General features: G+C 49.3%; 8 protein-coding genes. 5 read left to right on the top strand and 3 right to left on the bottom strand.

The genetic code is table 11. The annotated features are described in order from the left end of the window. Positions 1–162 precede the first annotated feature (162 nt). Together cobS and dapB are read left to right on the top strand one after the other, a co-directional pair. On the top strand, positions 163–915 hold the full coding sequence (gene cobS, locus AC5JLP_RS00420; protein WP_496065912.1) for an adenosylcobinamide-GDP ribazoletransferase: 753 nt from the start codon (positions 163–165) through the stop codon (positions 913–915). A 128-nt stretch (positions 916–1,043) separates the two neighbouring features. Continuing rightward, entirely contained in the window at positions 1,044–1,871 is an 828-nt protein-coding gene (dapB, locus tag AC5JLP_RS00425; protein WP_496065913.1) for a 4-hydroxy-tetrahydrodipicolinate reductase, read from the top strand. 142 nt (positions 1,872–2,013) lie between these two features. On the opposite strand, the gene tatA is transcribed toward dapB, so the two are convergent. Then, positions 2,014–2,193, bottom strand: a complete 180-nt coding sequence (gene tatA / locus AC5JLP_RS00430; protein WP_496065914.1) for a twin-arginine translocase TatA/TatE family subunit — start codon at positions 2,191–2,193, stop codon at positions 2,014–2,016. A 432-nt stretch (positions 2,194–2,625) separates the two neighbouring features. Here tatA and AC5JLP_RS00435 point away from each other — a divergent pair, with 432 nt between their 5' ends. Beyond that, positions 2,626–3,372, top strand: a complete 747-nt coding sequence (locus AC5JLP_RS00435; protein ID WP_496065915.1) for a Mo-dependent nitrogenase C-terminal domain-containing protein — start codon at positions 2,626–2,628, stop codon at positions 3,370–3,372. A gap of 29 nt (positions 3,373–3,401) precedes the next feature. Here the strand turns inward: AC5JLP_RS00435 and AC5JLP_RS00440 are convergent, their stop codons facing one another. Both AC5JLP_RS00440 and AC5JLP_RS00445 read right to left on the bottom strand, forming a co-directional pair. Beyond that, the gene (locus tag AC5JLP_RS00440) at positions 3,402–4,244 is read right to left on the bottom strand and encodes a CPBP family intramembrane glutamic endopeptidase (protein WP_496065916.1); all 843 of its coding nucleotides are present in this window, start codon (positions 4,242–4,244) and stop codon (positions 3,402–3,404) included. A gap of 484 nt (positions 4,245–4,728) precedes the next feature. Next, the gene (locus AC5JLP_RS00445) at positions 4,729–5,133 is read right to left on the bottom strand and encodes an AbrB family transcriptional regulator (RefSeq protein WP_496065917.1); all 405 of its coding nucleotides are present in this window, start codon (positions 5,131–5,133) and stop codon (positions 4,729–4,731) included. Positions 5,134–6,278: 1,145 nt separating this feature from the next. Here AC5JLP_RS00445 and AC5JLP_RS00450 point away from each other — a divergent pair. Then, entirely contained in the window at positions 6,279–7,052 is a 774-nt protein-coding gene (locus tag AC5JLP_RS00450) for an ABC transporter ATP-binding protein (RefSeq protein WP_496065918.1), read from the top strand. A 259-nt stretch (positions 7,053–7,311) separates the two neighbouring features. Next, entirely contained in the window at positions 7,312–8,499 is a 1,188-nt protein-coding gene (locus AC5JLP_RS00455) for a glycosyltransferase (protein ID WP_496065919.1), read from the top strand. The last annotated feature ends 109 nt before the right edge of the window (positions 8,500–8,608 follow it).

An 8,608-nucleotide genomic window follows, 5' to 3' on the forward strand; every position in this document is an offset into this window, starting at 1 on the left:
GGGGCAGGGGGGCGGTTCGGGTAGGCATTCATACCTTTTAAGACATCCTCTCAGGCAATCGTCGAGAACTCTGAAGTATGGCGGTTTTGAGGCAACGAACAAAGGCTATGTAAAGCGGCTTCTTTCCTGGTAGAGCAATGGGTTCTTAACAAGTAACGCGTTATGTTGAAGCATCTCTCGACGTTTTTAGGCGCGATCGCATTTTATACCTGTATCCCGCTTCCACCGCGCTGGACGCCTACCTTTCACGGCATCGCCCGCTGGGCAACTGTTGTAGGCTTGGCGATCGGCGGTTTAATCGGGCTGCTTGATCTTGCTTTGTTCCATCTAGGCATGCCTCCACTGACCCGCAGTGCGATCGCTGTAGTCACCTGGGTTGGCATCACTGGCGGGCTACACCTAGACGGTGCGATAGATACTGCCGATGGCTTGGCTGTGCTAGATCCAGAGCGCCGCCTTCAAGTAATGGCAGACAGTCGCACTGGAGCTTTCGGGTCAATGGCAGTAAGCATCATTCTTCTACTCAAAGTAGCGGCTCTCACTGATATTGCCTCACAGCGCTGGCTCGTGCTGATGCTGGTGGCGGCTTGGGGACGTTGGGGCCAAGTAGCCACGATCGTTTTCTATCCCTATCTCAAACCAGATGGCAAGGGTGCTTTCCACAAAGCAGCACTGCGATCGCGGTGGGAAGTCCTACCCTCATTGGTGCTGCTCCTGGCTATGAGTGGTTTACTCGGCTGGCTCAGTCTCACACCGTGGTTGATTGTTTGGCTAACGATTGGCGGTGGCAGTGCGGTCGCTCTCTTAACTGGAGCATGGTTCAACAACCAGTTAGGCGGTCATACAGGCGATACGTATGGGGCCGTTGTGGAATGGACAGAAGCATTGCTGTTGTGTCTGCTCACCCTTGCATAGAAGACGAGAAAGCTAAAGCTGAGTTAAAACTTACGCTTGCATTTTTCCAACCCTTCGCTCGGAGAAGCTTACCCCAGTTTAGAATACCTAAGATGGCTTAGAGATAGCTTACAGAGGCGAGTAAAACGATGACAGGGCAGCTTCCCATCCCGGTTTTAGTGAATGGTGCAGGGGGCAAAATGGGGCGTGAAGTCGTGAAAGCGATCGCCCAAGCAGACGACATGACCCTCATTGGAGCGGTCGATCGCAGCCCAGAATACCAGGGGCAGGATATTGGCGAATTAGCAGGTTGCGGAGCGCTTGAGGTACCTGTTACCAATGAGTTTGAGCCAATGTTAGCTATGCTGGCGCAGGAAAAACAGCTTGGTGTGATGGTAGACTTTACCCACCCTAGCTCGGTATACAGCAATGTTCGTTCAGCGATCGCCTACGGCATTCGTCCTGTGGTTGGGACAACTGGCCTGAGTGCTGAACAACTCCAAGACCTCGCTGAGTTTGCAGACAAAGCCAGCACGGGTTGTCTGGTCATTCCAAATTTCTCGATCGGCATGGTGCTACTGCAACAGGCGGCGATCCAGGCATCTCAATACTTCGATCACGTTGAAATTATTGAGCTACACCACAACCAGAAAGCCGACGCACCCAGCGGCACCGCCATTCAAACGGCCCAAATGCTGGCAGAGCTTGGTAAAACGTTCAACCCATCCAGCGTGCAAGAAACTGAAAAGCTTCCAGGTGCACGCGGCAGCCTATCAGAAGCAGATATTCGGATCCATAGCGTGCGACTCCCCGGTTTAATCGCTCATCAAGAGGTGATCTTTGGCGCGTCTGGGCAGGTTTATACTTTACGTCACGACACGAGCGATCGCGCATGCTACATGCCAGGCGTACTGCTAGCAATCCGCAAAGTCGTGCCGCTCAAAGTGCTGGTTTATGGCTTAGAAAAACTGCTGTAGAGTTGCTTAGGAAGCAAAGCATATGCGATGAAATTAGCTTCACTTAAGATCAAGCGATTGCCCTCATAAAGCTGTCATTAAAAAGTTCCACACGCCCTGTATGCAAGGGGAGTTGATAGCAGAGCGATTCGACGCTGATGCCCTAACGGTGGTAGTCCTCGTCTTGCTCGTCTTGCTCGTCTTCAGTTTGGCTTACCCCTTCTTTAAAGCCCCGCAGCGTTTTACCCAGCGTACTGCCCAGCTCTGGAATTTTTTTAGGGCCAAAGATGAGGACTGCCGCAATGAGAATAATGACAACTTCGGGCCACCCAAGACCAAACATATCTGTCTCCTATTAGCTGAAGGCTGCGAAGGGGCTAGTTAAAGGACTCTAGACAAATACCCTGGACGACCAGTAATCTTGCATCCCTTCTCCTCATCACTATAAACGGGTAGAGAACCGTTCTAATACCAGTTTTGAGTTTTGAGTGTTGAGTTACAGAAGCTCTGTGCCATCACTCTTTGAGGTTCTTGATCTGTAGCCCAATTAAGTGTAGATGGTATTACGCAGTTACTTCACCTAAGAAATTAAAACGTTAGCGCAAGGCCAAACGAGGTTAAAGTCAACTTTAAAGTAAGGTTTACCGAACCTTTAGAGAACAGAGATGCGGCTTCTAGCGGACTTTTCAGGCGTTTAGTCATCTAGACTACAGTCACTCTATGTAAAGAAAGAGCTACAATCGACTCGGAATCTAGTCGAAATAGCTGAAAACGAATGACTAGCACGCTTCAACTTCCCTACACAAACCAACAAATATCCGTTTGGTTTCGTGGACTGTTAACGATCGCTTGGGCTGATGGAAATTTCGCTCCAGAGGAGAAAAATCTGATTACTTCCCTAACTAACCAGGATCTAGCTGCCATCGACACCTCAAAAGCACTAGACCCGGTTTCACCTGCTGAGCTAGCAGAAGCATTTGAACACGACCCCGCTGCTGCTGAGCATTTTCTGAGAATGGCTGTTATGGTGGCGATCGCGGATGGTGTTTATTCCTTCAGCGAGGATGAAATCCTCTTCCGCTACTGTCAATCGCTTGGACTCAAAACAGAAGTGTTGGAAGTCCTTCGTACAACCCTGACCGAACCGCACATTGGTAGTGAGCTCCAAGCGACGAATACGCTTGAAGCTGAGCTATCGCATCAACCGATGTTTGTCTCTGGCATTGAGCGCCCAATGCAGTCTTACGTAAACTTGCACCCGCAGACAACGGTCTTGCAGCCCGTGCGCGATTGGTTAGACCAAATGGATGTGCAAGATCCCAGAATTGCTCACTTTCTGTGTAAGCTGATTCCTTCTCAGTGCCCGTTTGAGCGCGATATTAACCTCTTTGGCCGCACGATCGCGCACATTCCTCCACTATGCAAGCTCAATCCTCTTTACGACCAACTCGTCAGCTTACGCTTTCGGGCACTGTCGTATCTAGCCGACGATTGCGGCGAAGATATCTCGTCCTATTGCTAACGCTGAAATATTGAGGGGCTAGCACTCATTCACCTACCAATGCCCCAAAGTACACCACCTGTTACCCCTAGCAAGAGCAGCCCCATGCCACCGGCAAGCGGCTGCTTTTTTAGTCCAGTCAACCACTCAGGCGCGCGATCGGTGTAGTGAATGAGCTGTGCTGCATCCAAACTTGCCATGCCCCAGATCCAGCCAGCATGAAGACCACATGCCAGTCCCAGACTGCCCTTATCAGCCCAGCGCGCAATGACTAGGACGATCCCCATCAACCACAGCCCAGGCAACTGAGGCGCAATTTCAACGCCTTCCCAAACCAGGTGAAGTAAGGCAAAGATAAGGCTTGAACTGGCTGCCGCGATCCATAGGGCGTAGTCGTGCTGTAGCTGATTGAGTAGAAACCCACGAAAGATAAGTTCTTCGATCGCGCTGACGGCTAACCCAATCGCGAACGTTGGCAACAACGCGGCAAAAAACTGGCTTCGATTCGCCAGATTTAGCTCGATCCACGCTGCCCAGCGTTCAAGGCCGAATAAAAGGCCAACGCCCAGAATCCCCAACCCTATCCCCACTAGCAGAGAGATGAGACTTGATCCATTGAGGACAACACCGTAGGCAGCAAATGTAGTCCCATCAGCGGTATTAAAGCCCCACAAAACCAGTGGGGCCAGAACGTAAAGCGACAGCACGAGAGGAAGCTTCTGTCCAACTGATAATGGCTTGGGAGGACGCCATTTCAGCACGATCGCCAACGGAATCGCCATTGGCAACCAGACAATAAACCACGCCAAGAAGAAGATAGTGCTTTTAACGATCGCCGAACGGTTCACGATTACAGCCGTGAATAAGGCGCTAAATTGATCTGTAGTTACCATAAAAACCGATCACAAACAGGCATGGCGCAATGCTCTTAGAAACATCGCTTTACCTCTAGCCTAAGAGACTTTAGGGAAAGGCTAATTATGTGCAAAGGGCCGCTATAAGTAACTCAAGGATGCAGACTCAACGCAAGCCTTATCTCACCTTTAAGCGCCATTTGTTGTACAACCAGGATAAGTCAAGCTACGCCTTAAACTACATCTCGTAAGAGCGCGATCGTCTTGAATCAAGCTCTAAACAGTCGCTCTACACAGTCACAAACTAAACTCGGTTGCAGAACTTAACCTTTTAAGCAGCTCTAATTGAGGAGCCTTAAACAGAAAAGCCTTTGGTAGGGAACATATCACTTGTCCCCCATCAAAGGCTTTTTAGCAATCGGCATAGAACGCTAGGCGATCTCAGATTGCGACTTCTTAGCCTAACCAAATCAACCCTGCGCCGATCAGCAGATCTTTAGAGGTAAAAATTTGAGGGCTTCAACTAAGCATCCGCATGAGAGCCATTACTCTCACCTTTACCCGCATCTAACTGAATCAGGTGTATATGCTTATAGCCAAGCTTAATTTCAAACTCATCTCCGGGCTTCAACCCCATCGCTTGAGTGTAAGCCGCACCAATTACGATCTGACCATTTTTGTGAACACTCACTCGATAAGTTGGTTCCCGACCGCGGCCATCTTTTGATCCTTCGGGACTTAGGGGAATGCCTCTAGCACCTAGCACCGCATCATAAAAGTCAGTCAAATTGACGCGTGTCTGGTTGGTTTTCGTTACGGTATAGTACCCACAGCGCTTTGCTGTTTCTCGGCGCGGCAAGTGCGAAAGTTCTTTTACTTTTTGAAGTAATGCTTTTCCAGTCAGTGGAGCCGTTGCAATATCAGTCATCTCTCTATCCTGAGAACTCCAGGGTGATGAAGTAGGGACAAACCAGTAATCTGGCGCTATAGAAAATATAGCCTTAAATCCCTCAAACCTAACAATATTTTTTCACAGATTTACTTTTATTTTTTTGCTTTATTCTTCCAGTTTTCGTGTAAGTTGATCGAGCTGAAGCCGATTTTGGTAAAGCTCTAGTTGAAGAAACTGTTTGCTTCTTTTGCAATGACATTCCATGCATCAACATGACGCGATCGAGACCTTCAACCCATTGAAGAACCCGTTCCTTCGTTCTTAGCCAGCTTCAGGTCAACAGACTTACATGTCCAACACTCAACTCTTAGCGCTCTGAAGGCGGCTCTTTAGCCTTTAGACTGTTTACTGTCGCAGTTACCAGGAAAGCAGAACAAGCGTTACCTAATGCTTGTTCTGCGGCAATAGGCTGTAGACGGTAAAACTCACAAGCTTGTGAAGCATCAGGGTTTGGAAGCGATTGAGGCTCTGTTCTAAACGCTGATGTGCTTCTTGATTTCTAAGCATATCCTCGTTCTCAGGAATACTTCAGGAAGAAAAGGCAAAAGCACCCGTGTCTCCTTTGAAAAGGCGCTCGGCGACAGAACCATGATGTAACGTCTGCAAACTTTTTCTCAGTTTTGTCATAAATCAGTTTCAGAGTAACCTGGAGTATAGACCTGCTGAATCTAAAAAGAGCAAAAGGATTAAACTGCGATCGTGCCTCAGCTCGATATTGAGCCGTTTTAACACTGTTAGTAACGATCATATTCATGTGTACCGTTGAGCCGATCACAGCGGCGCGCGCTATTTTCGTTTCTATGTCTTTTAGGGTCGAGGCAAGCCCAAGACATTGGACGAAGGCAACATTCTTTGTCATTCGCTTATGAGTCCTTCATCAGTTGCTCATAGCCTTCTCATTCTTTACTTATAAAATTTGATTAAGAGGATATCTGAGAAAGCGGCTGAGCAACGTTTCATTTATGAAAGAAAAGCGCTTGGACGTTCTGCATTGTAGAAGAATGTCGGTTTCAGCCCTCGCAACAGCCTTGGATCGTTCCCCGGCATTGAGCCACATCGCTACGTTGAACTTTTTTGTCTGCGCCCGCGTCTAAGATTACGTACATAACGTTCATGACCTAATGACTGCATACCAGTTACCTGTAGCGACCTACTCAGCCCCAAGCGCTGCCATTTCTGCTGCGCTGCTGACTAAACCTAGCCTGACAAAAATAGCTCCGGCGATCGCGGCAAGGGGTGTCAGCATGAGCTTTCAGTCAGGGGCAGATTGCTACCAAGCCTTGAAGAAGATTGATCTGGAATTACAGAGCGGTGAGATCCAACTTTTGATGGGGCCTTCTGGTTCAGGTAAGACGACATTGCTTTCGATTTTGGCAGGCATTCTAACCCCTACGGAAGGGGAGGTGCATCTGCTCGGTCAGGAGATTACAGGAATGTCGCGATCGCAGCTAGCGCGGTTTCGGCTAGCGCATATCGGCTTTATCTTTCAAGGGTTTAACTTATTTCCGGCACTAACGGCATTAGAGAATGTGCAAGTAGCACTTACGGTGAAAGGCGTGCGGAAACAGACGGCGGCAAAAGAGGCGCGCATTTTATTAGAGCAGGTTGGGCTGGCAGAAAAGGCAAACCAACTGCCACGCGATTTGTCTGGTGGACAAAAGCAACGGGTGGCGATCGCGCGGGCACTGGGAGGCGATCCCAAACTCATCATGGCGGATGAGCCAACCGCCGCGTTGGATTCTCAAAATGGCTATGCCGTGATTGAACTGCTTCATCGCTTGGCAAAGGAGCATAACCGCACCGTGCTGATGGTCACTCACGATTCGCGCATCATCGATTTTGCTGATAGAGTCGTCAATCTTGAAGATGGGACGCTGAAGCAAAAAGTGGCGTAGGTACAACGTGCAATTTACCACAGAGGCGCAGAGAACGCCGAGATCAGGTCTACATTGTGGCAATTGCTCAACGTCAGGCAAACGGATTTATGGCATGGCCCTCAATGATTTTTAACCGTGGCTACGTGATCGCGAGGTGTTCCATGAGCTTGTCAACGGCAAAAACCAACTTTTAAGGAGACAGCCCTTAAAGTGTGGACAGATCCTTCTACGATCGTCATAAGAAGTATTGCAGCGCGTAGACAGGAGATCTCCAGCAATGATGTTAAGTCTTTGCATGATTGTACGAGACGAAGAAGCCAACTTGCATCGCTGTTTAGCGAGTGTAGCAGGCATTGTGGACGAGATAATCATTGTTGATACGGGATCTCGCGATCACACGGTTGAGATTGCTCAAGCACACAAAACACAGGTCTACTCCTTTAGCTGGTGTGACGATTTTGCGGCTGCACGCAATGAATCGCTCAAGTATGCCCACGGCGACTGGATTTTGGTACTCGATGCCGATGAAGTGCTGGTAACAGAGATTGTGCCCCAATTGCGCCAGGTAATGCAGCAAGAGGATGCGATCGCCGTAACGCTGCTACGCGAAGAATTAGGCACCACCCATCCCTATGCACAGCTTTCACGCCTGTTTCGCAGACATCCCGCGATTGCCTTTACTCGCCCCTATCACGAACTGATTGACGATAGCATTGCGACACTTCTACAAGCAGAACCCCACTGGCAGCTTATCGGCTTATCGGATATCGCCATTCAGCACACGGGGTATCGGGCGGCGACGATCAACCAGCGGCAAAAAGTCGATCGTGCCCGTACCATTATGGAACGCTACCTGACAACCCATCCTGAGGACGCTTACACTTGCAGCAAGCTTGGCGCTCTGTACGCTGATTTGGGTGATTCTACGCGCGGACTGGCACTCCTTCGACAAGGGCTGCAAACAGCAACCGAGGTACCTGTCCTGTACGAACTGCACTACCACCTGGGAGGTCTTTGCACCCAGCTCAATGCGGTGACCCAGGCAGCAGAGCACTATCAGGCCGCGATCGAGCAACCCTTACCACAACGTCTCAAACTGGGTGCATACAATAACTGGGGCAATTTGCTTAAAGATCAGGGCGAACTGGTTAGAGCCAAAACGCTTTATCAAATGACGATCGCCATCGACCCAACCTTTGCTGTGGGCTACTACAATTTAGGGCTAACGTTTAAAGCAATGGGTAACTTAAAGGATGCCATTGTGCACTACAATCGAGCGCTCCAACTCCAGCCGACTTATGCTGAAGCTCACCAAAATTTAGGTGTTGCGCTCCTAAAAGCAGGGAGCATTACAGAAAGTCTGGAATCGTTCCAGCAGGCGATCGCTCTGTATGAACAACAGCGATCACCAGAAGCTGCAAGATTGCGTTATGAACTGAAAGTAATGGGGCTGTTAAGACACTGACGGACAATGACCCACCCGTACAAAAGAATACCTTCGACATTTTGGCTAAGAGGTTGTTTGAGAAGGGGTAGGGGTGTAACAAATTACGCCAACCGCCTAACCATGAGCC

The organism is Stenomitos rutilans, from assembly GCF_059505485.1.

What these genes read in the sequence shown, in the direction of transcription:
- cobS (WP_496065912.1), top strand. Translation starts at nt 163, where the DNA reads ATGTTGAAGCATCTCTCGACGTTTTTAGGCGCGATCGCATTTTATACC.
- dapB (WP_496065913.1), top strand. Translation starts at nt 1,044, where the DNA reads ATGACAGGGCAGCTTCCCATCCCGGTTTTAGTGAATGGTGCAGGGGGC.
- tatA (WP_496065914.1), bottom strand. Translation starts at nt 2,193, where the DNA reads ATGTTTGGTCTTGGGTGGCCCGAAGTTGTCATTATTCTCATTGCGGCA.
- AC5JLP_RS00435 (WP_496065915.1), top strand. Translation starts at nt 2,626, where the DNA reads ATGACTAGCACGCTTCAACTTCCCTACACAAACCAACAAATATCCGTT.
- AC5JLP_RS00440 (WP_496065916.1), bottom strand. Translation starts at nt 4,244, where the DNA reads ATGGTAACTACAGATCAATTTAGCGCCTTATTCACGGCTGTAATCGTG.
- AC5JLP_RS00445 (WP_496065917.1), bottom strand. Translation starts at nt 5,133, where the DNA reads ATGACTGATATTGCAACGGCTCCACTGACTGGAAAAGCATTACTTCAA.
- AC5JLP_RS00450 (WP_496065918.1), top strand. Translation starts at nt 6,279, where the DNA reads ATGACTGCATACCAGTTACCTGTAGCGACCTACTCAGCCCCAAGCGCT.
- AC5JLP_RS00455 (WP_496065919.1), top strand. Translation starts at nt 7,312, where the DNA reads ATGATGTTAAGTCTTTGCATGATTGTACGAGACGAAGAAGCCAACTTG.